A 23,763-nucleotide genomic window follows, 5' to 3' on the forward strand; every position below is an offset into this window, starting at 1 on the left:
GAGCCCCTGCCGTGAACGATTCGCAGCCCGTTGATCCCGCCCAGTCCGTTGAGCCCGCGCGACCTGTCCCGCCCGTCTCGCCTGCCCCGCCCGTCTCGTCCGTCTCGGCCGACGAGTTCGACCGCCGGCTCGCCAGGAACCCCGTCGCCATCGTCGGCCTCTCCGCGCTCTACCCCAAGTCCCGTGACCTGCGCGAGTTCTGGGGCAATGTGGTGGCCGCGGCCGACTGCATCGAGGACGTCCAGAGCACCCACTGGGACGTCGCCGAGCACTACGACCCCGACCCGGCCGCGCCCGACAAGACCTACGCCAAGCGTGGCGGCTTCATCCCGCCCGTCGCGTTCAACCCGATGGAGTTCGGCCTGCCGCCGAACACCCTGGAGGTCACCGACGTCCTGCAGCTGCTCAGCCTGGTGGTCGCCCGCGACGTGCTCAAGGACGCCGGGGCCGAGGGTGCCTGGTACGACCCGGAGCGCACCGGCGTGGTGCTCGGCGTCACCGGCGCCAACCAGCTGACCCAGCCGCTCTCCGCGCGTCTGCAGACCCCGGTGCTCAAGGAGGTGGTGCGCAGCTGCGGGCTGAGCGAGCGGGATGCCGAGGAGATCGCCGAGAAGTTCAAGCTGGCCTTCGCCCCCTGGGAGGAGAACTCCTTCCCCGGCATGCTCGGCAACGTGGTGGCCGGGCGGATCGCCAACCGGCTCGACCTCGGCGGCACCAACATGACCATCGACGCCGCCTGCGCCTCATCGCTGGCCGCCACCAAGGCGGCGATCAGCGAACTGCTGGAGCACCGGGCCGACACCATGCTGGCCGGCGGCTGCGACGCCGAGAACACCATCTTCATGTACCTCTGCTTCAGCAAGACCCCGGCCTTCTCCAAGGTCGGCCGGATCCGCCCGTTCGACAAGGACGCGGACGGCACGCTGATCGGTGAGGGCATCGGGATGCTGGCCCTGCGCCGGCTCGCCGACGCGGAGCGCGACGGCAACGAGATCTACGCCGTGATCCGGGGCCTGGGCTCGTCCAGCGACGGGCGGTTCAAGTCGATCTACGCCCCGCGCAAGGAAGGCCAGATGGTCGCGCTGCGCCGGGCCTACGAGGACGCGGAGCTCTCGCCCGCGAGCGTCGAGCTCTTCGAGGCGCACGGCACCGGCACCGCGGTCGGGGATGCCACCGAGCTCTCCGCGCTGGCCGCCGTGGTCGCCGAGAGCACCGAGGAGCGCCGGTACGCGGCGGTCGGCAGCGTGAAGTCGCAGTTCGGGCACACCAAGGCGGCCGCCGGCGCGGCCGGGATGATCAAGCTGGCGCTGGCCCTGCACCACCGGCTGCTGCCGCCGACCATCAACGTGACCGAGCCCAATCCGGCCATCGACTTCGAGAACGGCCCGTTCTACGTCAACACCGAGACCCGGCCCTGGCTCAAGGACCCCGCGCGGGACAAGCGCCGGGCCGCCATCTCCTCCTTCGGCTTCGGCGGCACCAACTTCCACTTCGTGCTGGAGGAGTACGGCAGCGGGGACGACCTGCGGGTGCTCTTCCCGGTCGCGCGGACCCGGGTGTGGCACGCGGCGGACGCCGAGCGGCTGGCCGAGTTGGTGGAGGCCGACGCGCCGGCGCAGCCGGGGCCGGTGCCCGCCGGGAACGCCCGGGTGGCGCTGGCCGCGCGCGGTGCCGAGGAGCTCGCCGAGCTGCGCGCGCTGGCGGTGCGGGAGCTGCGCGCCGCGCCGCGGGCCGAGCAGTGGGCGCACCCCAAGGGTGTCTGGTACCGCCGCCGGGCCGCCGAGGCCGGCCTCATCGGCGCGCTCTTCGCCGGCCAGGGCAGCCAGTACGTGAACCCGGGGCGGCAGGCGGTGCTCGCGCTGCCGCCGCTGCGGGCCGCCTTCGACGAGGCCAACCGGCACTTCGAGGGCGCCGCCGAGCTGCTGAGCCGGGTGGCCTTCCCGCCGCCGGCCTTCGACGCCGCCGGTCGCGCCGCGCAGGAGGAGGCGCTGCGGCGCACCGAGTACGCGCAGCCCGCGATCGGCGCGCTGGCGGTCGGCCAGTTCCGCTACCTGAGCGAGCTCGGCTTCCGGCCCGATGGCCATCTGGGCCACAGCTTTGGCGAGTTGACCGCGCTCTGGGCGGCCGGCGCATTGAGTGACGAGGCGTTCTTCGCGCTCGCCAGGGCCCGTGGCGCGGCGATGGCGCCACCCACCGAACCGGGCTTCGACGCGGGCGCGATGGCCGCGGTCAGCGCGGACGACCGGGCCGTGGCCGAACTGCTCACCGCACACCCCGAGTTGGCGGTGTGCAATCGCAACGCGGCGGACCAGGTCGTGGTCGGCGGCGCGAGCGCGGCGATCGAGCGGCTGCTCGCCGCCGCTCCGGCGGGTGTGCGGATCAGCCGGCTGCCGGTCTCGGCGGCCTTCCACACCCCGTTCGTGGCGCACGCGGTCGAGGCCTTCCGAGCGGCCGTCGCGCGGGTGGAGGTACGCGAGCCGCGGCGTGCGGTGTACGCCAACACGCCTGGCGGGGCCTATGGTTCGGACCCCGGTGCGAACGCCGCGCTGCTCGCCGAGCAGCTGGTGAATCCGGTGCACTTCGCGGACCGGGTCGAGGAGATGTACGCGGCCGGCTACCGCACCTTCGTCGAGTTCGGTCCGCAGGGCGTGCTCAGCAAGCTGGTCAGCCGGATCCTGGGTGAGCGCCCGCACCACGCGGTGCGGCTGGACGCCGGGCCGGGCGGCGACGCGGACCTCGCGATGAAGCGCGCGCTGGCCCAACTGGCGGTGCTCGGCCTGCCGGTGCGCACCGAGGACCGGTACGTGGCCCCGGTGGCGCCGGAGCTGCCGGCCAAGGGCATGACGGTGCTGCTCAACGGCATCAACCACGTCTCCGAGCCGCGCAAGGCCGCCTACCGGCAGGCCCTGGAGCACGGGTACCGGGTCGAGCTGCCGGGGCCGGTCCCCGCGCCTGCCGCTCCCGCTGCTGCCGCTCTTCCCGCGCCTCCGGTTCCCGCGCCTCCGGCCGGTGTCCCCGCCGCTCCGCTCCCCGCCGCCCTGTCCCCGTCGTCGATGTGCAGGAGAACCCGACCGTGGCCCAGCAGCCCCGCGAGCCCCAGGACGACGGCCGGCTGGCCGACCTGATCGCCGACCACCTGGCGCTGCACGACGACTACCTCAACGGACAGTTGCGCAGTGCCCAGCGACTGGCCGGACTGCTGGAGGACGCGGCCGACCAGGGCCGGGTGGACGAGGTGCTGCCCGGGCTGACCGCGGTGAAGGAGCACGGTCTGGCGATCGGGCGCACGCACCTGAGAGCCAACGAGATCCTGCGGGACCTGGCGGCGATGGAGTTCGCGTCGGGGAGCGCTCCCGCGCAGCCGGTTGCGCAGCCGGTTGCGCAGCCGGTTGCGGGGCCGGCCGTGGTGCCGGTTGTCGGGCCGACGCCGGTGGCCGCTCCGGCGCTGCCGGTCGCGCTGCCTGCCGTGCCGGCCGCTGCTGCGTCTGCCCCGGCGCCCGCCACTGCCCCGGCACCCGTGCCGGCGCCCGCCGCGGCGCCCACCGCGTCGGTCGGGGTGACGGCCGACCAGGTCGCCGCCGCGCTGTTGGCGGTGGTGGCGCGGAAGACGGGCTATCCGGTGGAGATGTTGGAGTTGGGGATGGATGTCGAGGCGGATCTCGGCATTGATTCGATCAAGCGGGTGGAGATCCTGGGGGTGCTCTCGGAGCAGTTCCCCAGTGAGGTCGCGGTGGGTCCTGAGCAGCTCGGTGAGTTGCGCACGTTGGGCCAGATCGTGGAGTTCATGGCCGGTGCCGTGGGCGCGCCGGACGCTGCCGACGGGCCCGCTCCGGCCCCGGCCGCCGGGCAGGTCGACGCGTCCGCCGTTGCCGCCGCGCTGTTGGCGGTGGTGGCGCGGAAGACGGGCTATCCGGTGGAGATGTTGGAGTTGGGGATGGATGTCGAGGCGGATCTCGGCATTGATTCGATCAAGCGGGTGGAGATCCTGGGGGTGCTCTCGGAGCAGTTCCCCAGTGAGGTCGCGGTGGGTCCTGAGCAGCTCGGTGAGTTGCGCACGTTGGGCCAGATCGTGGAGTTCATGGCCGGTGCCGTGGGAGCGCCCGACGCTGCCGACGTGCCTGCCCCGGCCGTGCCTGCCCCGGCCCCGGACGCCCCGGCGCCCGGGCCCGCCGCCCGCTCCGCTGCGGTGATCGGCCGCGCGCACGCCGTGCTCGCCGAACTCCCTTCTCCCGAAACCCTGGTGTCCGCCTACCCGGCGCACGCCACCGCCCTGCTGCTCGACGACGGTGGCGAGCTGACCCCGCTGGTCGCCGAGCGTCTGCTGGCCGCCGACTGGCGGGTCCGGGTGCTCCGCCTCCCGTCCGTCACCCGCACCGTGGCGAGCGCCGAGGAGTTCACCCTCACCGGCTGGGACCCGGCCGAACTCGCCGCGCGGGCAGCCTTGTTCGCCGATGGGCCGCTCTCGCTGGTGGTCGCCTTCGGTACCCGGACCGACAGCGACTGGGCCGACGGCGTGCGGCGGCTCGCGCACACCTTGCTGCTGGCCAAGCACGTGGTCGAGCCGCTGACCCGGGCCGCGGCCGCCGGACGGGCCGGCTTCATCACCGTCACCCGGCTGGACGGCGCCTTCGGACTGACCGGGGTGGACGAGGAGCTGGTCCCGGCCGGCGGCTACGGCGGCCTGGTCAAGACGCTCGCGGTCGAGGCGCCCGAGCTGTTCTGCCGTGCCGTCGACCTGGCCCCCGAGCTGTCGGCCGAGCGGGCCGCCGCGCTGGTGCTGGCGGAGCTGCGCGATGCCGTCCAGGTGCCCGCGCAGGTGGCCCGCGACGCGGCGGGCCGCCGCTTCGCCCTCACCCTCGGCGAACGGCCGGCGGCGCTCGCGCACCAGGAGCACGGGCCGGTGCCCGCCCCCACCGAGGCGGACCTGCTGGTGGTCACCGGCGGGGCGCGCGGCATCACCGCCCGCTGCGTGATCGACCTGGCCGGCACCCATCGCCCGGCCCTGCTGCTGCTCGGCCGCACCGAGCCGGGCGCGGAGCCCGCCTGGGCCGCCGGGCACACCGAGCCGGCCGCGCTCAAGGCCGCCGCCGCCGAGCACCTGAAGGCGGTGGGCGAGAAGCCCACCCCCAAGCGGGTCGAGCAGCTCTTCCAGGCCGTGACCGGCGGGCGCGAGGTGCGCGGCACCCTGGCCGAGCTGGCCGCCGCGGGCAGCGCCGCCGAGTACCTCGCGGTGGACATCACCGACCCCGCCGCCACCGCCGCGGCCCTCGCGCCCTACGCGCACCGGGTCACCGGCGTGGTGCACGGCGCGGGTGTGCTCGCCGACCAGCTGATCGCGCGGAAGGAGCCGGCCGAGATCGAGAGGGTCTTCGCCGCCAAGCTCACCGGCCTGCGCTCGGTGCTGGCCGCCCTGGAGCCCGAGCGGCTGCGGCACCTGCTGCTCTTCTCCTCGGTCGCCGGATTCTTCGGCAACCAGGGGCAGTCGGACTACGCGATGGCCAACGAGGTGCTCAGCGCCTGGGCCGCCGCCCTCAAGCGCCGCCACCCGCGGGCCAGGGTGAGCGCGCTCAACTGGGGCGCCTGGGACAGCGGCATGGTCTCGCCGCAGGTCAAGGCGGTCTTCCAGGAGCGCGGCATCACGCTGATCCCGGCCGAGCGGGGCACGGCGCTGTTCACCGGCCAGTTCGACCCCGAGCGCGGCCACGACGTGGTCACCGTGCTCGGGCCGACCACCCCGCTCTCCGTCCGCGAGAGCGCCGCTGTGGCGCACGGCGCCGTGCTGGAGCGGGAGTTGTCCGAGGTCGCGGGTGAGCCGATCGTCACCGACCACCGGATCGGCGGCGTGCCGGTGCTGCCGGCCGCGCTCGCGCTCGGTTGGGCGATCGGCGCGGTCGAGCGGCTCAGCGGCGGCACGGTCCGCCAGGTGCGCGACTTCGCGGTCCACAAGGGCGTGGTCCTGGACGGCACCGAGCCGGCCCGGCTGCAGCTGGCCGCCACCCCGGCCGGCGACGGGGCCACCACCGAGGTGGTGATCCGCTCGCAGGCAGTTGACGGCGCGCCGCGCCCGCACTACGCGGCCACGGTGGTGCTCGGCGCCGACCCGGCCGACGAGTTCGGCCGACCGGTGCTCGGAGGTCTGCCCGCGGCGGGCGGCGGCCAGGAGGCGAGCGGCCTCTACCGCGACGGAACCCTCTTCCACGGCGCCTCCTTGCAGGGCGTGCGCCGGGTGCTGGCCGAGGAGCGGTCCCGGCTGGTGCTGGAGTGCGAGCTGGTCGAACACCGGCCGGCCGGCGGGGCCTGGGGCGGGCGGCTGTACGCGCCCGGCACGGCCGACCTGCTGCTGCAGGCGGGACTGGTCTGGATGCGCCGGTTCGAGCGGACCGCGAGCCTGCCGCTCTCGGTGGCCAGGGCCGAGTTCCACCAGCCGCTGCCGGACGGCGGCCCGTTCCTCGTGGTGGTCGAACCGTCGGAGACCAACGGGGCACGTCCCCAGGGTAGTTCGGCGAGCCTGACAGTCACCGCCGTGGCCCTGGACGGGCGCGTGCTGGCCCGGCTGACCGGCGTGAACCTGGTCTCCACCCCGCAGCTGGCCGCCAAGTTCGCGCCCGCCGCGAGCTGATGCCCCGACTCGACCGGCCCGGTCCGACCTGCTCCGGCCTTCGCCGGGAGCGGTCGGCCGGGACCGGCCGAACCCCTGGAGGGACAGAACTCCCATGAGCAAGTACGCCATTGTCGGCCTCTCCTGCCTCTTCCCGGGCGCCGCGACCCCGGAGGCTTTCTGGCAGAACCTTAGCTCCGGCACCGACAGCCGCACCGAGGGCGGCCCGTCGGTCTTCGGCCCCACCGACCCCCGGGACGCCGACCCGCGGCACCGGATCTACTGCACCAAGGGCGGCTTCGTCCGCGACTTCACCTTCGACCCGAGCGGCTACCGGCTGCGGGCCGAGCAACTGGCCGGGCTCGACCCGGTCTTCCAGTGGTCGCTGCAGGTGGCGCGCGAGGCGCTGCGGGACAGCGGGCACGCCGAGCGCACCGAGCTGCTCGGGCGCACCGGCCTGGTGCTCGGCAACTACTCCTTCCCGACCCCCTCCTCGGCCCGGATCAGCGTGCCGCTGGTGGACCAGGCGGTGCACGAGGGGTTGCGCCGGGCGGGCGCCGAGCTGCCCCAGGCGCCCTGGCAGCCACCGGCCGACCCGGCCGAGGCCCGGGTCAGCGGCGCCCCGGCCCGGATCACCGCCGCCGCGCTCGGCCTCGGCGGCCCGCGCTACGCGCTGGACGCGGCCTGCTCCTCGGCGCTCTACGCGCTCAAGCTGGCCTGCGACCACCTGGCCACCGGGCAGGCCGACCTGATGCTGGCCGGCGGCGTCTGCGCCCCGGACCCGACCCTGATCCACCTCTCCTTCTCCGACCTGCACGCCTACCCCGAGAGCGGCTTCAGCCAGCCCTTCGACGCCCGCTCGGCCGGCATCCTGACCGGCCAGGGCGCCGGGATGTTCGCGGTGCGCCGCCTCGCGGACGCCCGGCGCGACGGCGACGTGATCCACGCGGTGATCGACGGCATCGGGCTGACCAACGACGGCGCGGGCCGCCACCTGCTGGTCCCCAGCGGCGCCGGCCAGCAGCGCGCCTACGAACTCGCCTACGCCCAGGCGGACACCGCCCCGGGTGAGCTCGACTACCTGGAGTGCCACGCCACCGGCACCCCGATCGGTGACAGCACCGAGGCCGCCTCGGTGGCCGCCTTCTTCGGCCCGCACGGCGAACTGCCGCCGCTGGGCTCTGTCAAGGGCAACCTCGGCCACCTGCTCACGGTGGCCGGGGTGAGCAGCATGCTCAAGGTGATCCTGGCGATGCGCAACGGCGAGCTGCCGCCGACCATCGGGGTCACCGAGCCGATCGAGTCGGCCGGCACCCTGGTGCGCGCCGCGCGCCCGTGGCCGGCCGGGCCCGGCGGGCGCCGGGCGGCGGTCTCCGCCTTCGGCTTCGGTGGCACCAACGCCCATGTGGTGCTCACGGACCGGGGCGCCGACGCCGACGCGGTGCCGCCGGGCCCGGACCCGGCCCCGGGCACCGACGCCCCGGGCACCGACGCCCCGGGCACCGACGCACCGCGCACCGACGCACCGCGCACCGACGCACCGGCGGCCGAGCACCCGGTGCTCTCCGCGCTCGACGTGGTCGGCGTGGGCGCGCACTTCGGCTCCTTCACCACCGCGGCCGCGTTCGAGCGCGCCGTGCACGACGGCCTGGACGCCTTCGGCCCGCTGCCCGAGCGGCGCTGGCGCGGCCTGGAGGCCACCACGGGCGGCGCGCTGGAGCGGGCCGGGCTGAGCCGGCGGACGTTGCCCGCGGGGGCCTTCGTGGACTCCGTGGGCCTGGACCCGGTGGACCACCGGATCCCGCCCGCCGACCTGCGCAACTACAACCTGCAGCACGCGCTGATCTCCGAGGTCGCCGACGAGGCGCTGCTGGACGCCGGGTTCAGCCGCGCGCCCGCCGCCGGGCAGAGTGCCCCCGCGCCGCGCCGGGTCGCGGTGGTGATCGCGATGGAGATCGAGCCGAGTGCCCATCTGCACCTGGCCCGGCACGGCCTGGGCGAGCGGTTGGGCGAGCGGCTGGCCGCCGCCGGGATCGAACTGACGGAGCGTCAATTCGATAAGCTGGTCGCACTGGCCAGGGACGGCGTGCACGAGCCGATCGTCGCCAACGAGGTGCTCAGCTACATCGGCAACATCATGGCCAGCCGGATCTCCGCGCTGTGGAACTTCACCGGCCCGAGCTTCACCCTCTCCGCCGAGGGCGCCGGCACCGCGCAAGCGCTGCAGAGTGCCCGGCTGCTGCTGCTCGATCCGAGCGTCGAGGCGGTGCTGGTCGGCGCCGTCGACCTGGCCGGCTCGCCGGAGAGCCTGCTGCTGCGGGCCACCGCCCCGGTGGACGGGGCCGGGTTGAGCTTCGGGGCGGGCAGCCGGGGCTGGCGGATCGGCGAGGGCGCGGGCGCGGTGCTGCTCACCCGCCCCGGTGAGGGCGCCCGCCCCGCCTACGCCCGGCTGGACGCGGTCGCCGTGCGGCACGCCGAGCCGGTGGCCGGCGTGCTGCCCGAGGCGGACGCCGACGCGCTGGCCTCGGCCGCCACCGAGGCGCTGGCCGAGGCCGGGATCACGGCCTCGGCGATCGGCTACCTGGAGGCGCACGCGGGCGGCACCGAGGCCCAGGACCGGGCCGAACTGACCGCGCTGGCCCGGGTCTACCCGGCCGGCGGCGCCGAGTTCGCGCTCGGCAGCGCCAAGGCGCAGCTCGGCGACACCCAGGGCGCGGCCGCGATGGCCGGGCTGCTGCGGGCGGTCTTCTGCCTGCACCACGGCTACCTGCCCGGGGTGCCCGGCTGGGAGCGGCCCGCGCCCGAGCTGGCCGAGCTGCTCGCCCGCGGCGGCGGCCACCTGCCGGAGCGCTCGCGGCCCTGGCTGCGCGCGCACCGGGACGGGCGGCGGCACGCGGCGGTCTCCTTCCTGGGGGCCGGCGGCGCGCACGGGCACCTGGTGCTCTCCGCCGAGCGGACCAGCGGCGCGCTGGAAGAGAGCCGCTGGCAGCAGGCCGGCGGCCCGGTGCTGCTGGCGCTCGGCGCGGCCGACCCGGACGGACTGCTCGCCGAACTGGACCGCCACCGCGCGCTGCTGGCCGAGGGCGCGGACCCGTTCGCGCTCGCCCGGCAGGCCGCCGGGCACCTGGTGCCGAACGGCCCGCGGGTGGTGCTGGTCGGCCGGGACAACGCCGAGCTGCTGGGCCAACTGGAGCCCGCCCTGCGGGACCTGCCGCAGGCGCTGGCCAAGGGTGAGGACTGGGCGACCCCGGCGGGCAGCTTCTTCGCGGCCAGCCCGATCGGGCCCGAGGGCAAGGTCGCGCTGGTCTACCCGGGCGCGGTCAACTCCTACCCGGGCCTGGGGCGCGACCTGTTCCGGGCCTTCCCCGGGCTGCTGGAGCGCTTCGAGGCCGAGGCGGCCACCCCGGACCTGACCTTCCGCACCGCCCGGCTGCACCCGCGCGGCCAGGTGACACCCGGCCGGCGCGAGTTGATGGCGCTGGAGGCGGAGCTGGCCGAGGACCTGCCGTTCATGCTGGCCACCGGCACCACCTTCGCGATGCTGCACACCGACCTGGTGCGCGAGATCCTCGGGGTGCGGGTGCACGGCGCCTTCGGCTACAGCCTGGGCGAGTCCAGCATGCTCTTCGCCACCGGGGCCTGGCGGCGCGACGCCCGCCGGGACGACCGGATCAGCGCCACCCCGCTCTTCAAGGACCGGCTGAACGGGCCGCGCCGCACCGTGCGCGAGCTGTGGGACCTGCCGGCGGGCACACCCGACGCGGCGGTCTGGCGCAGCTTCGTGCTGCTCACCGACGCCGGGTCGGTCCGTGCGGCGCTGCCGCGCCACGACCGGGTCTTCCTGACCCACGTCAACACCCCGGGCGAGCTGGTGGTGGCCGGCGACCCGGCGCAGTGCCGGGCGCTGATCGAGGAGTTGGGCTGCCCGGCGGCCCGCTCACCGGTCAGCGGTGTGATGCACTGCCCGGTCGTGGACGGCGAACTGGCCGCCCTGGCCGAGCTGAACAGCCACCCGACCGGCCCCGGGGGCACCGTGCCCGGCGGCCTGGAACTACTCAGCGCCTACGACTACGCGCCGGTCTCGCGGATCGAGCAGGCGCGGCTCGCCGACCGGATCGCGCACACCCTGCGCAGCACCATCGACTTCCCGAAGCTGGTGCGCACCGCCTACGACCGGGGCTTCCGCTACTTCATCGAGGTCGGCCCGAGCGCCACCTGCACCCGCTGGGTGCGCGAGACCCTCGGCGAGGCGGCGCACGTCGCCGTCTGCGCCGACCGGCGGGGCGTGCCGACGGTGCGCGCGGTGGCCCAGCTGGTGGCCAGGCTGGTCGCGCACGGGGTGCCGGTGGACCTGGCCGCGCTGCTCGGCAGCGAGCCGGTGCCCTCCGCATCCGCATCCGTATTCGCGACCGCGACCGCGACCGCGACCGCTGCCACTGCCGCTGGCCGCCCGGCCCGGCTGCTGGTGCCGGTGGGCGGTGGCGCCTCGATCCCCGAGCGGGTCGCGGCCGGCGCCCGCGCGGTGCTGGGCGCGCGGGTCGCCGTGCCCGCTGAACCCGTCCTGGTGGGGGCCGGGGCCACGGGCCGGTCCGTCCCGCTGCCCGTCCCGCTGCCCGCCCCGCTGCCCGCCCCCCGACCGGCCGCCCGTCTTCCGCTGGAGGAGCCCGTCCCGATGCCTGCCGACCCGTCCGTCGCCGACCCGGAGGCGATCGCCTTCGACGGTGAGCCGATCGCCTTCCTGCCCTGGACCGAGCCCGCAGCCGAGCCCGTCGCCGGGTCCGCAGCCGTCCCCGCCGCCGAGCTCCCCGCCCCGCCCGCCGCGGTGGCTGTCGCGGGCCGGACCGCGCGCCCCCAGGCCCCGGCCGCCACCACCGCAGCCGCCCTGGTCCGGGAGCTGCGCGAGCAGCTGATGAGCACCCACTCCGTGGTGATGGAGACCCAGCGGGTGCTGCAGGAGAGCACCCTGGCCCGCGCCGAGTCCCTGCTCGCCGAGCCCGCCGCCGCCCCGCCCCCCGCCGTGCTGCGGCCCGCCCCCGCCGAGCCGCTCGCGCTCACCCCGGCGCCGCAGGCCCCGGGCGTGCTCTGGGACCAGGCGGACCTGCTGGAGTTCGCCACCGGCTCGCTGGCCAAGGTCTTCGGCCCGCGCTTCGCCGAGATCGACGGCTACGCCAAGCGGGTGCGGCTGCCCGCGCCGCCGTACCACTTCGTCACCAGGGTCACCGCGCTGGAGGCGGAGACCGGGGTCTACCAGCCCTCGTTCATCCGCACCGAGTACGACGTGCCCGAGGACGCCTGGTACACCGTGGACGGCGGGGTGCCGCCGGCGGTGGCGATCGAGGCCGGGCAGTGCGACCTGCTGCTGATCAGCTACCTGGGCATCGACTTCCGGAACAAGGGGGAGCGGGTCTACCGCCTGCTGGACAGCACCCTGGTCTTCCACGGCGACCTGCCCAGGGCCGGCCAGACGCTGCGCTACGACATCTCGATCAACCGCTTCGTCACCCAGGGCGACACCACGCTCTTCTTCTTCAGCTACCTCTGCTACGCCGACGGCGAGTTGATCCTCGAACTGAAGGACGCCTCGGCCGGCTTCTTCTCGCAGGCGGAGCTGGACACCCCGCTCGGCGTGGTGATCACCGAGAAGGAGAAGGCCGCCCGCGCGGCGCTGACCAGGACCTGGTTCAAGCCGCTGGCGCGCACCACGAAGAACCTGCTCACCACCGCCGACCTGGAACTGCTCGCCCAGGGCCGCCCGGGTGCCGTCTTCGGCCCCGAGCACGCCCAGGACGAGGGCCTCAACCCGGCGCTGCGGCTGCCGGACGCCCGGCTGCGGATGGTGGACGAGATCAGCATCGACCGCACCGGCGGCCCGCGCGGCCTGGGCGCGCTCAGCGCGGTCAAGCGGCTGGACCCGGACGCCTGGTACTTCGAGTGCCACTTCCCCGACGACCCGGTGCTGGCCGGCTCGCTGGTCGCCGAGGGCGCCGTGCAGGTGCTGCAGGCCTACCTGCTGCACCAGGGCATGCACCTGGTGCTGCCCGACGCCCGGTTCCAGACCATCATCGGCCTGCAGACCGAGGTGCAGGTGCGCGGGCAGATCACCCCGGCGCACCGCGAGATCCGCTACGAGCTGGAGGTGCGGGAGCTGACCCTGCTGCCGCGCCCCTCGGTCGTCGCCGACGTGCTGGTCTACCTGGGCGACAAGCCGGTGATCCGGATGCGCGACTTCGGCATCCAGATCCGGGAGAAGGAGGGCACCCCGTACCGGCCCGAATCCGGCGGCGTCCCGGCCTTCCTGGGCCGGCGCAACCGCTCTGGCGAGCCCGCGATGATCAACGAACTGCACCTGGCGCACGCCGCCAAGGGCGACCTGGGCACCGCGATGGGCCCGGAGTTCGACGTCTACCGCGATCACCGCGCGCCCTACATCCCCAACGGGGACTTCCAGTTCGTGGACCGGATCATGTCGCTCACCGGCACCCGGGGCGAACTGGCCCCCGGCGCCGAGATGGTGACCGAGTACGACTCACCGGCCGACGCCTGGTACTACACCCACAACTCCCATCCGCACCTGCCCAACGCGGTGCTCATGGAGACCTCGCTGCAGGCCGCGATCCTGCTCGGCTACTACCTGGGCGCGACCCTGAAGCAGCCGGACACCGAGTACGCGATCCGCAACCTGGACGGCCGGGCCACCCTGGTCAAGGACCTGGACCTGCGCGGCAGGACCATCCGGCACCGCTCCACCCTGCTGATGACCAGCGCGGTCTCCGGCGCGGTGCTGCAGAACTTCCGCTACGAACTCTCCGCCGACGGCGAGGTGTTCTACACCGGCGAGTCGCTCTTCGGCTACTTCAGCCAGGCCGCGCTCGCCAACCAGGCCGGCCTGGACGCGGGCCGCTACGTGGCCCCCTGGCTGGAGGAGCACCCGGAGGCGCTCGCCAAGCGGATCGAACTGCCCAACGACGTGCCGCGGTTCGAGGACACCGGCCTGCGGCTGCCGGGCGGCCACTTCGATCTGGTGGACCGGGTCGACCTGGTGGCGGACGGCGGCCGGTACGGGCGGGGCTACCTGCACGGCACCCGTGCGGTGCGCCCCGACGAGTGGTACTTCGACTGCCACTTCCACCGCGACCCGGTGATGCCCGGCTCGCTCGGGGTGGAGGCGGTGCTCCAGGCGCTGCGCCTCTTCGCGCTGGACCAGGGCCTGGCCGAGGGGCTGGCCGACCCGTGCTTCGCGCTCGCCACCGACATCGAGATGAGCTGGAAGTACCGGGGCCAGATCCTGCGCGAGGACCGGGAGCTGCGCTTCGACGTGCACCTCAAGGAGATCCGGCGCGAGGCCGACCGGATCGTGCTGATCGCGGACGCCGAGCTGTGGAAGCCGGGCCTGCGGATCTACCAGCTGACCGACGTGGCCATCGAGGTCCGCGCCCAATGACCCCCGCACCGCCGCCCGAGGAGACGAGTTCCCCCATGACCCACCCGCCCACGCCACTGCACTGGCAGGGGGCCGCGTACCCGAGCACCGACCCGGCCGGTGTGTACCAGGTGCTGGCCGACCTGGCCCGCCCCTGCTTCGTCGTCCGCACCCCGGGCGGCATCGGGGCGGTCTCCGGCGGCTCCGCCGTGCCCGCCGCGAGCGCGCCCGGCGGCCTGCCGCTGCTGGCCGCCGCCGCCCCGCTGCCGCCCGCGCGGCTCGGCTCGGCCGCCTTCCTGAGCGCCCACGGGGTCCGCCAGCCCTACCTGGCGGGCGCGATGGCCGGCGGCATCGCGAGCGCCGACCTGGTGATCGCGCTGGCCCGGGAGGGCTTCCTGGCCTCCTTCGGTGCCGCCGGCCTGCTGCCCGAGGCGATCGCCAAGGCGCTGGCCCGGTTCGCGGCCGAGATCCCGGGTCTGCCGTTCGCCGTCAACCTGATCCACAGCCCGAGTGAGGAGCGGCTGGAACGGGAGGCGGTCGACCTCTTCATCGAGCACGGGGTGCGCTGCGTGGAGGCCTCGGCCTTCATGGCGCTCACGCCGCACATCGTCCGCTACCGGCTGACCGGCCTGCGCCGGGACGCCGGCGGGCGGGTGGTGGCCGAGCACCGGGTGATCGCCAAGATCTCCCGGACCGAGACCGCCGAGCGCTTCATGCGCCCGGCTCCCGCCGCGCTGGTCGACCAGTTGTTGAAGCAGGGTCGGATCACGTCGCTGCAGGCCGAGTTGGCCAGGCAGGTGCCGATGGCCGACGACATCACGGTGGAGGCCGACTCCGGCGGCCACACCGACCGGCGCCCGCTGCCCGCGCTGCTGCCCAGCATCCTGCGGCTGCGCGACGCGGTGCAGCGCGAGCACCGCTACCCGGTGGCGATCCGGGTCGGCGCGGCCGGCGGGCTGGGCAGCCCGATCGCGGTGGCCGCCGCCTTCGCGATGGGGGCTGCCTACGTGGTGACCGGCTCGGTCAACCAGTCCTGCGTGGAGTCGGGCGCCTCCAAGGCCACCAAGGCGCTGCTGGCGGAAGCCGGCATCGCCGACTGCGAGATGGCCCCGGCCGCCGACATGTTCGAACTCGGCGTCGAGCTGCAGGTGCTGAAGAAGGGCACGCTCTTCCCGATGCGGGCCAAGAAGCTCTACGAGCTCTACCAGGCCCACGACGGACTGGAGGCGATCCCGGCCGCCGAGCGGGCCCGGCTGGAGGCGCAGCTCTTCCGTCGCCCGCTGGAGGACGTCTGGCGCGAGTGCGTCGGCTACTTCCAGCGCCGCGACCCGGATCAACTGGCCCGCGCGGCCGAGAACCCCAAGCGGCGGATGGCGCTGGTCTTCCGCTGGTACCTGGGGATGAGCTCGCGCTGGTCGGTGGCCGGCGACCCGGACCGCACGCTGGACTACCAGATCTGGTGCGGCCCGGCGATGGGCAGCTTCAACGACTGGGTCACCGCCAGCTACCTCAAGGCGCCCGGCAACCGGCGGGTGGCCGACGTCGCTCACCACCTGATGCGCGGTGCCGCCTTCCACACCCGGCTGGCCGCGCTGCGCACCGCCGGGGTGCAGATCCCGGCGGCCGCGGGCGACTACCGCCCGGTCCCGCTGGAGGCCGCCCTGATGAGTCCGGCCGGTGCGCTGTGATCGAGGAGCTCACCCGCAAGGCCGCCGCGCTCGAACTGCTGCTGGGCGACGCCGAGGACCCGGCCAACCCGTACGGCTTCGCCGCGGCCGCCCGCCGCGACGAACGCGAGGAGTTCCCGGCCGCCTTCGCCGAGCTGCTGCGCTCGGCCGGCTTCCACCTCGACCACCTGCCCGCGCACTGGGGCGGCAGCTTCGAGTCCTTCGACCGCAGCCTGCAGCTGGTCCGCACGGCCGCCCGCCGGGACCTGGCGGTGATGCCGGCCACCATGTTCAGCATCACCGCCGCCACCTGCCTGCGGCTGCACGGCTCGCCCGAGCAGCAGGCCCGCGCCGCCGAACTGCTGTGCGGCGGCGGCGCGATCGGCTTCGCGCTCTCCGAGGCCGCGCACGGCAGCGACCTGCTGGCCAACGAGGCGCGGCTGACCCCGGACGGGGCGGGCGGCCAGGAGCTGAACGGCACCAAGTGGATGGTCGGCCTCGGACAGCGCTGCGAGGCGCTCTACCTGGTGGCGCGCACCGTCGGCCGGCCTTCGGCCCAGGGCGCGCCGCTGCGCGGGCCCGGCGCCTTCTCGGCCCTGCTGCTCGACCTCACCGCCGCGCGGCCCGGGCGCCTGGAGCGCGGGGCGCCGGTGCGCACCAGCGGCATGCGGGGGATCGACTTCGCCCATCTGACGTTCGATCAGTTCACGACGCTCGAAGGCGAACCGGTCGGACGTCAGGGCGAGGCGCTGGAGGTGGCCGTCAAGGCGCAGCAGGTGGTGCGGCTGATGAGCACCGCCGGCAGCCTGGGCCTGGCCGACACCGGGCTGCGGCTGACCCTCGACTTCGCCGCCGAGCGCCGCACCGGCCGTACCACCCTGCTGGAGACCCCCTACCAGCGCCGCGAGTTGGCGCTGGCCGCCACGGCGCTGCTGGCCGCCGACGCGGTCGCGCTGGCGGCGGCCCGGGGGATCCACGTGGTGCCCGAGCAGTTCAGCGTCTGGGGCTGCGTGGCCAAGCACGTGGTGGCCGAGTCGGTGGAGGAGCTGCTCGCCCGCTGCGGCGCCACCCTGGCCACCCGCTCGGTGCTGCGCGGTGAGGGCCCGGGCGGCGGCCTCTTCCAGAAGCTGCAGCGGGACGCCGCCCTGGTCCGGGTGGTGGACACCAGCACGCTGGCCAACCTGCGCTCCTTCAGCGGCCAGCTGCCCACTCTCACCGGCGCGGGCGCCGATCCGGCGGCCCTGCGCACCGTCTTCGCGCTGGACGCCCCGCTGCCGCCCTACGACCCGACCCGGCTCGAACTGGCAGCCCGCGGCCGGGACCTGGTCACCGCCACGCTGGCCGACGTCGCCGAGCCCGCCGCGGGTGAGCTCGCCGAGGCCGGCGCCCCGGCCGTGGCCGCCCTGGCCGAGCAACTGCTCGCCGCCGTGCGGCAACTGCCCGAGCAGGCGCGGGCGGCCGGGCCCGGGGTCGAACTCGTCGACCTGGCCGAGCGGTTCGCCTGGCTGCACGCCGCCGCCTGCTGTCTGCACCTGTGGTGGGCCAACCGGCACCTGCCGCTGTTCGGCGGCAAGCCGGGCCACCCGGGCTGGCTGGGCGCCGTGCTCGGCTACCTGCTGGCCCGCGCCGAGGGCACCGCGCCGCGCCGCGCGGCAGGGCCGGCGGCGCCCGCCCTCGACCTGGTGCTCGGCCTGCGCGAGGGCCACCGGCTCTTCTCCGCGCTGCCCGTCCCGCTCGCCCACCCCCGCTAGCCCTCAGGAGAGGCTGTGCCGTACCAAGAACTAGCCAAGCTCGCCGCCGAGTTGGAGGCGCACCTGGGCGACCCGCACGATCCCGCGAGCCGCCTGCCGTTCACCCGGATCCTGGATCTGGACGAGCGCGAGGAGTACCCGTACGTCTTCGTCAACCTGCTCCAGCGCTGGGGCGTGCCCGAGTACAACATCCCCGAGGCACAGGGCGGTCGGGCCGGCGACGTGGAGACCGGCTTCAACCTGCTGCGGCTGATCGCCCGCCGCGACCCGACCACCGCCACCGCGCTGATCATCAGCAGCCTGGCCTTCATGCCCGCCTGGATCGCCGGCACGGCCGAGCAGAAGCGGTACCTGGCCGACACGATGCGCCAGGGCAGCCGCTACGCCTGGGGCCTGTCCGAACGCGCCCACGGCAGCGACGTGCTGGCCAACGAGCTGAGCGCGGAGAGGACCGACGGCGGCTGGCTGCTGACCGGCGAGAAGTGGCTGATCGGCAACGCCCGGGTGGCCGACGGCCTGGTGCTCTTCGCCCGCACCCGCCCCGCCGGGGGCCCGGCCGGCTACTCGATCTTCCTGCTGGAGAAGCGCCGCACCCCGGCGGGCAGCGTCGAGGAACTGCCGAACGAGCGGCTGCACGGGCTGCGCGCGCTCGACATGAGCGGGGTGCGGCTGGAGCGGGTGTTCGTCCCCGACAGCGCGCTGATCGGCGCCGAGGGTGCGGGCCTGGAGATCGCGCTGCAGACCTCCCAGGTGGCCCGCACGCTGATCGGCGGCATCGCGCTCTCGGCGGTGGACACCGCGCTGCGGGTCACCCTCGACTTCACCGAGCAGCGCGAGATCTTCGGCCGCAAGGTCAGCGACATCCCGTACTCCCGGCGGCAGTTGGTCGAGAGCTTCGCCGACCTGCTGATCGCCGACGCGGTCAGCCTGGGCGCGGTGCGCAGCCTGCAGCTGCTCCCCGAGCAGGCCAGCGTCTGGTCCTCGGTGGTGAAGTACTTCGTGCCGACCCTGCTGGAGCGCACCATGTCCCAGCTGAACATCGTGCTGGGCGCCCGCTTCTTCCTGCGCGCCACCCCGCACTACGGCATCCATCAGAAGATGCTGCGCGACCTGCCGGTGGCGAACTTCGCCGACGGCAACACCGTGGTCAACCTGAAGAACCTGGCCCTGCAACTGGACGGTCTGCTGGCCGCGCTCGCCGAGCCCGAGGCGGCGCCGGTCGCGGCGGCCGAACGGCGGGCGCCGGTGCTCTACGGGCCCGAGCGGCAACTGCCGCTCTACCGGCCCTGGGACCAGCAGCTCTACAGTCGCGGCCGGGACGACGCGCTGCTCGCCGCCCCCGCGGCGCTGCGCGAACTGCGGTCCAGGGCGGAGGCGGCCGCCGGACCCGAGCGGGAGCGGCTGCGCGGGGCCGCCGCCGTCGCCGGCGAGCTGCTCGACCAGCGCGGTGCGCTGCACGCCCGCTGCACCGCGCTGCGGGCCGAGCTGGGGCGGGAGTACGGGCAGTCGGCCGAGCTCTTCGACCTGGCCAAGGAGTACTGCCTGCTGCACGCGGTCGCCGCCTGCCTGCACGCCTACCTGCACGCCCCCGCCGGGGAGTCGCTGCTCACCCCCGCGCTGCTGCTGCTCCAGTTGGAGCGGCTGCGCCGCCAGTGGCACCCGCACGAGGCGGTCACCGACGGCGCGGTGGTGGACGAGGCGATGGCGGTGCTGCGCCGGCTGCACCAGGAGAACCGGCTCTTCTCGCTCCGGCAGTTCCAACTCGCCGAGCGCACCGGCTCGACCGGCGCCCTCGACTGACCCGCCGCTGCCCCGCCACTGCCCCCGCCACTGACCCGCCGCTGCCCCGCCGCTGCCCCGCCGCTGCCCCCGCCACTGACCCGCCGCTGCCCCGCCACTGCCCCCGCCACTGACCCGCCGCTGCCCCGCGACCGCCGTACGACTGCCCCACCACTGCCCCGCGATCGGCAAGGAGGTCCCCGATGTTCGCCTGCCCCCGCTGCGCCCACCCGATCCCCGCCCGGCACCTCGACCGCGACCTGCCGCTCTGCCCCGCCTGCCGCTCCCGGCTGCGCGAGGAGCTGACCGACTGGCTGCGCCACCTTCTCGGCCTGGGCGCGCTCGCCGAACTCACCGGTGAGCCCCGGTGACCGACGCGCACCTCTACCTGCTGCCCGAGCCCGCCGTCGAGGCCTTCGCCGCCCGGTACGGCGGCCCCGCGCTGCTCACCGCCGACGAGCGCGCCCAACTGGCGCGCCGCCGCACCCCGGGAGCCCGGCGGCGCTACCTGGGCGCCCGGGTGCTCTGCCGCTACGCGCTCAGCGCCCGCTCGCACCGCCCGCCGCACGCCTGGCGGTTCCGCACCGGCCCGCACGGCCGCCCGGAGCCGCAGGCACCGGCCGACGGGCTGCGCTTCAACCTCTCGCACACCGAGGGGATGCTCGCCTGCCTGGTCACCGAGACCGCCTCCTGCGGGGTGGACGTCGAGCGGACCCCGGTCGGCCAGGACGCGCTGCGCCACCTGCCGCGCTACCTGGCCGCCGCCGAGCGCGCCGCGCTGGCGGCCGCCCCGCCCGCCGCCCGACCCGCCGCGCTGGCCGCCTACTGGGTGCTCAAGGAGGCCTATCTCAAGGCGCTCGGCACGGGGCTTCGCCGCGACCTGGCCGGCTTCGCCTTCTCGCCCCCGCAGGCCGGCCCGATCGAGCTGACCGACCCGGCCGGCACCCCGGCCGCCTGGCGCTTCGAACTGCTGCACCCCGCCCCCGGCTTCGTGCTCGCCGCCGCCGTCGAGCACGGCCGCGGCGGCCGCCTGCACCGCACCCTCCTCACCGCCTAGGAAGGCTCCGCCATGACCACCACCCGCAAGCCCCGGATCGCCGTGATCGGCGCCGGCGTGGCCGGCCTGTCCGCCGCCTACCGGCTGCGCGAGCACGCCGAGCTGACCCTCTTCGAGCGCGAGGACCGGATCGGCGGCCACGCCAACACCATCGAGGTCGAGGAGGCCGGCCGGACCCTGGGCATCGACACCGCCTTCGTGGTGATGAACCGCCCCAGCTACCCCAACTTCAGCCGCTTCCTGGACGAGCTGGGTGTGGCCACCAAGGAGCACGCCGGCGGCTTCAACTTCTTCGACCTGGACTCCGGACTTCAGTACGGCAGCGCCGAGTTGGCGCTGCCCCAGGAGGAGGTGGCGCGGCGCTACCCGGCGGAGTTCAACACCCTCTGGCACGAGGCCCGCCGCTTCCACACCGAGGGCCGCCGCGACTTCTTCCGCAAGCGCACCGACCTCCCGCTGGGGGAGTACCTGGACCGCGGCGGCTACAGCCAGGAGTTCCGCCACGGCTACGTGATCCTGCTCTGCACCGCGGTCTGGTCGGTGCCCGCCGAGCTGATCTGGGAGATGCCGGCCACCACCGTGATCGCCTTCTTCCTGGCCCACGACGAGGGCGGCCTGGGCGGGCGGCGGGTCGACTGGCGCACCGTCGAGGGCGGTTCGATCTCCTACGTCCGCAGGGCGATCGCCGCGATCGACCCCAAGCTGCGGCTGGCCGAGCCGGTCACCGGGGTGCGGGAGGAGGCGGCGGGGGTGAGCGTGGCCACCGCCACCGGGGTCGAGCACTTCGACCACGCGGTGCTGGCGGTGCACGGCGACCAGGCCCGCGCGCTGCTCACCGACCCGAACGAGGCGCAGCGCGCGACGCTGGCCCGGATCCGCTACAACGCCTCGACGGCGGTGCTGCACACCGACCCGTCCGTGCTGCCCACCGACCGCTCCCGCTGGGAGAGTTGGAACTACGGCAAGGTCGTCCTGGACGGCGCGGTGCGTCCGTACGTGGCGTACTACATGAACCGGCTGCACGGCTTCGAGGCCGAGCGGGACTACTTCGTCACCCTGGACTACCCGCGCGAGCTGCGCGAGGAGCTGGTGATCCGCGAACTGCGCTACGAGCACCCGGTGATCGACCTGGGCCTGCGCACCCTGCAGCAGACCATCTACCAGGTCAACGAGGGCAGCCGGATCAAGCTCTGCGGCTCGTACTTCCACTCCAAGCAGCTGCACCACGACCAGATCGGCTCGCACGAGGCGGCCTTCTCGGCCGGCCAGGAGGCGGGGTCCCAACTCCTGCGCGAGCTGGGCCGGTAGGCGGCCGGGGCAGTGGTCGGGGCAGCGGTGGAATACCCACTGGCTTCAGGCCGCCGCCATCCGGCATAATGGATAGTGTCAGGTTCCACTATCTGAGGAGAGCTCGACCATGCCCACGCTGCCCTGGACCACTCCGAACCCGCCCCGACCGCAGACCCAGGCCCTGGTCATGGCCTCGCGGCTGGAAGTGACCTCCCTCAAGGACGTGCCCCGCTTCTTCCTGAAGTCCCTCGCCGCCTGGCGCCAGGTGAAGAGCGCGCCCGGCGCGGTCGGCGCCTCCCTGGTGGCCCAGCCGTTCAAGCGCACCTTCTGGACCCTCTCCGCCTGGGAGAGCCGCGAGGCGCTGTACGCCTACGCCAAGGCCGAACCGCACAAGTCCGTGATGACCTCGCTCCGTTCGACCGTGAAGGAGTCCGTCTTCACCTTCTGGGACGTCCCCGTCGAGGAGCTCCCGATCCGCTGGCCCGACGCCCGCGCCAAGCTCGCCGAGCAGCAGCGCGCCGACGCGGCGGCCCAGGGCTGACCCGCCTCCGTCGAACGGCGATCCCCCGTTGAGCAGCCCGCGTTGAGCTGCGACCCCCATTGAGCAGCCCGCGTTGAGCTGCGACCCCCGTTGAGCAGCAACGAAGTTCCCAAGGAGGGGACCGTCATGTCCACCACCCCCGACCGGCCGAAAGTGCCGCTCTGGCTCTCGATCGTCGCCTGCAGCGTCCCGATGTTCATGGTGGCGCTGGACAACCTGGTGGTCTCCACCGCGCTGCGCACCCTGGCCGTCAAGCTGCACGCCGGTACCACCGACCTGCAGTGGTTCGTCAACGCCTACGTGCTCAGCTTCTCCTGCCTGCTGCTGATCGGCGCGGCCCTGGGCGACCGCTTCGGGCGCCGCAAGGTCTTCGCGATCGGCATCGCGATCTTCACCCTGGCCTCGGTCTCCTGCGGGATGGCGAGCACCAGCGGCGAGCTGATCACGGCCCGCGCGGTGCAGGGCTTCGGTGCCGCGGCCGTGATGCCGCTCTCGCTCACCCTGCTCTCGCAGGCCGTGCCCGAGCGGCTGCGCAGCCTGGCGCTGGGCCTGTGGGGCGCGGTCAGCGGCCTGGCCATCGCCTTCGGTCCGGTGGTCGGCGGCGCGGTGGTGGACGGTCTGGCCTGGCAGTGGATCTTCTGGATCAACGTGCCGGTCGGCATCGTCGCCATCCCGCTCGTGCTCAGGGTGCTGCGGGAGAGCAAGGGCGAGCGGGTCAAGCTCGACCTGGCCGGCATGCTGCTGGCCGCCGCCGGCCTGCTGGCCGTGGTCTGGGGCATCGTCAACGGGAGCACCGACGGCTGGACGGCCGGCCGGATCGTCGGCGCCTTCGCGGCCGGCGCCGTGCTGCTCACCGCCTTCGTGCTCTGGGAGCGCCGCGCCCCGCACCCGCTGCTGCCGCTCGGCTTCTACCGCGTCCGCGCCTTCACCCTGACCAACATCGTCTCCGCCGCTATGTACTTCGGGGTCTTCGGCTCGATCTTCTTCTTCGCCCAGTACCTGCAGATCGCCCCGCCGCGCACCCCGCTGCAGGCCGGCGTGCTCACCCTGGCCTGGACGCTGATGCCGATGTTCATCGCCCCGGTGGCCGGCGCGCTCACCGACAAGGTCGGCGGCGGCCGCCTGATGGCGCTCGGCCTCTTCCTCCAGGCCGCCGGCCTGACCTGGATCAACCTGGTGGCCACCACGGACACCCCGTACTCGCACATGGTCGGCGGCATGATCCTGGGCGGCGCCGGGATGGGCTTCGCGATCGCGCCCACCGCCGCCGTGGTGCTGGGCGCGGTCGGCCCCGAGCACCGGGGCAAGGCCTCGGGCGCCAACACCACCGTGCGGGAGATCGGCGGCGCGCTCGGCATCGCGGTGCTCAGCAGCGTCTTCCTGGCCCACGGCAGCACGGCCGACGCCCAGGACTTCGTCCGCGGGCTGCACCCGGCGGTCTGGGTCGGGGTCGTGGTGGTGGTGCTGGGCGGCGTCTGCGCCCTGTTCATCCCGCGCCCGCCGCGCCCGGCGGCGGTGCCCAGCGGCGCCGGAGCCACCGAGGAGGCCGGCGACCGGGAGGTCCCGGCCGCGGTCTGACGGGCACCGGCGCTCCCTCCGATCCGGATCGCGCCCCCGAGTGCCGCCCCGAGTGCCGCCCCGAGCCGGCGGGCCGCGTGGA

At 74.7% G+C, this 23,763-nt stretch carries 11 protein-coding genes; all 11 read left to right on the plus strand.

Going from position 1 to position 23,763, the window contains the following annotated elements:
- The first annotated feature begins 11 nt into the window (after positions 1-11).
- The 11 genes from OG455_RS23395 to OG455_RS23445 all read left to right on the plus strand — a co-directional run bounded on the left by OG455_RS23395 (position 12) and on the right by OG455_RS23445 (position 23,681).
- Entirely contained in the window at positions 12-3,125 is a 3,114-nt protein-coding gene (locus OG455_RS23395; protein ID WP_266296735.1) for a beta-ketoacyl synthase N-terminal-like domain-containing protein, read from the plus strand.
- Positions 3,074-6,619 (plus strand): SDR family NAD(P)-dependent oxidoreductase, encoded by a 3,546-nt coding sequence (locus OG455_RS23400; RefSeq protein WP_266296737.1) that lies wholly within the window; start codon positions 3,074-3,076, stop codon positions 6,617-6,619. The genes OG455_RS23395 and OG455_RS23400 overlap by 52 nt, the downstream gene beginning before the upstream one ends.
- A 94-nt stretch (positions 6,620-6,713) precedes the next feature.
- A complete protein-coding gene (locus OG455_RS23405) occupies positions 6,714-14,039 on the plus strand; it encodes a beta-ketoacyl synthase N-terminal-like domain-containing protein (protein WP_266296739.1) in 7,326 nt (2,441 codons plus the stop codon).
- Between the two features lie 35 nt (positions 14,040-14,074).
- Positions 14,075-15,706 (plus strand): PfaD family polyunsaturated fatty acid/polyketide biosynthesis protein, encoded by a 1,632-nt coding sequence (locus tag OG455_RS23410; protein ID WP_266296741.1) that lies wholly within the window; start codon positions 14,075-14,077, stop codon positions 15,704-15,706.
- Positions 15,703-17,436, plus strand: coding sequence for an acyl-CoA dehydrogenase family protein (locus OG455_RS23415; protein WP_266296743.1), 1,734 nt, complete (start codon positions 15,703-15,705; stop codon positions 17,434-17,436). The genes OG455_RS23410 and OG455_RS23415 overlap by 4 nt, the downstream gene beginning before the upstream one ends.
- Before the next feature lie 15 nt (positions 17,437-17,451).
- Entirely contained in the window at positions 17,452-19,236 is a 1,785-nt protein-coding gene (locus OG455_RS23420; RefSeq protein WP_266296745.1) for an acyl-CoA dehydrogenase family protein, read from the plus strand.
- A gap of 182 nt (positions 19,237-19,418) precedes the next feature.
- Entirely contained in the window at positions 19,419-19,586 is a 168-nt protein-coding gene (locus OG455_RS23425) for a hypothetical protein (RefSeq protein ID WP_266296747.1), read from the plus strand.
- The gene (locus OG455_RS23430) at positions 19,583-20,272 is read left to right on the plus strand and encodes a 4'-phosphopantetheinyl transferase superfamily protein (protein WP_266296749.1); all 690 of its coding nucleotides are present in this window, start codon (positions 19,583-19,585) and stop codon (positions 20,270-20,272) included. Before OG455_RS23425 ends, OG455_RS23430 begins: the two co-directional genes overlap by 4 nt.
- Positions 20,273-20,284: 12 nt before the next feature.
- A complete protein-coding gene (locus tag OG455_RS23435) occupies positions 20,285-21,580 on the plus strand; it encodes an NAD(P)/FAD-dependent oxidoreductase (RefSeq protein WP_266296751.1) in 1,296 nt (431 codons plus the stop codon).
- A 109-nt stretch (positions 21,581-21,689) separates the two neighbouring features.
- Positions 21,690-22,103 (plus strand): DUF3291 domain-containing protein, encoded by a 414-nt coding sequence (locus OG455_RS23440; RefSeq protein ID WP_266296753.1) that lies wholly within the window; start codon positions 21,690-21,692, stop codon positions 22,101-22,103.
- 126 nt (positions 22,104-22,229) lie between these two features.
- Positions 22,230-23,681 (plus strand): MFS transporter, encoded by a 1,452-nt coding sequence (locus OG455_RS23445; protein WP_266296755.1) that lies wholly within the window; start codon positions 22,230-22,232, stop codon positions 23,679-23,681.
- Positions 23,682-23,763: the final 82 nt, after the last annotated feature.

The organism is Kitasatospora sp. NBC_01287, assembly GCF_026340565.1.
GTDB lineage: Bacteria > Actinomycetota > Actinomycetes > Streptomycetales > Streptomycetaceae > Kitasatospora.

Bases quoted from the DNA above. Each gene is read 5' to 3' on its own strand.
- OG455_RS23435 (WP_266296751.1), top strand. From the start codon at position 20,285: ATGACCACCACCCGCAAGCCCCGGATCGCCGTGATCGGCGCCGGCGTG.
- OG455_RS23445 (WP_266296755.1), top strand. From the start codon at position 22,230: ATGTCCACCACCCCCGACCGGCCGAAAGTGCCGCTCTGGCTCTCGATC.
- OG455_RS23425 (WP_266296747.1), top strand. From the start codon at position 19,419: ATGTTCGCCTGCCCCCGCTGCGCCCACCCGATCCCCGCCCGGCACCTC.
- OG455_RS23440 (WP_266296753.1), top strand. From the start codon at position 21,690: ATGCCCACGCTGCCCTGGACCACTCCGAACCCGCCCCGACCGCAGACC.
- OG455_RS23410 (WP_266296741.1), top strand. From the start codon at position 14,075: ATGACCCACCCGCCCACGCCACTGCACTGGCAGGGGGCCGCGTACCCG.
- OG455_RS23405 (WP_266296739.1), top strand. From the start codon at position 6,714: ATGAGCAAGTACGCCATTGTCGGCCTCTCCTGCCTCTTCCCGGGCGCC.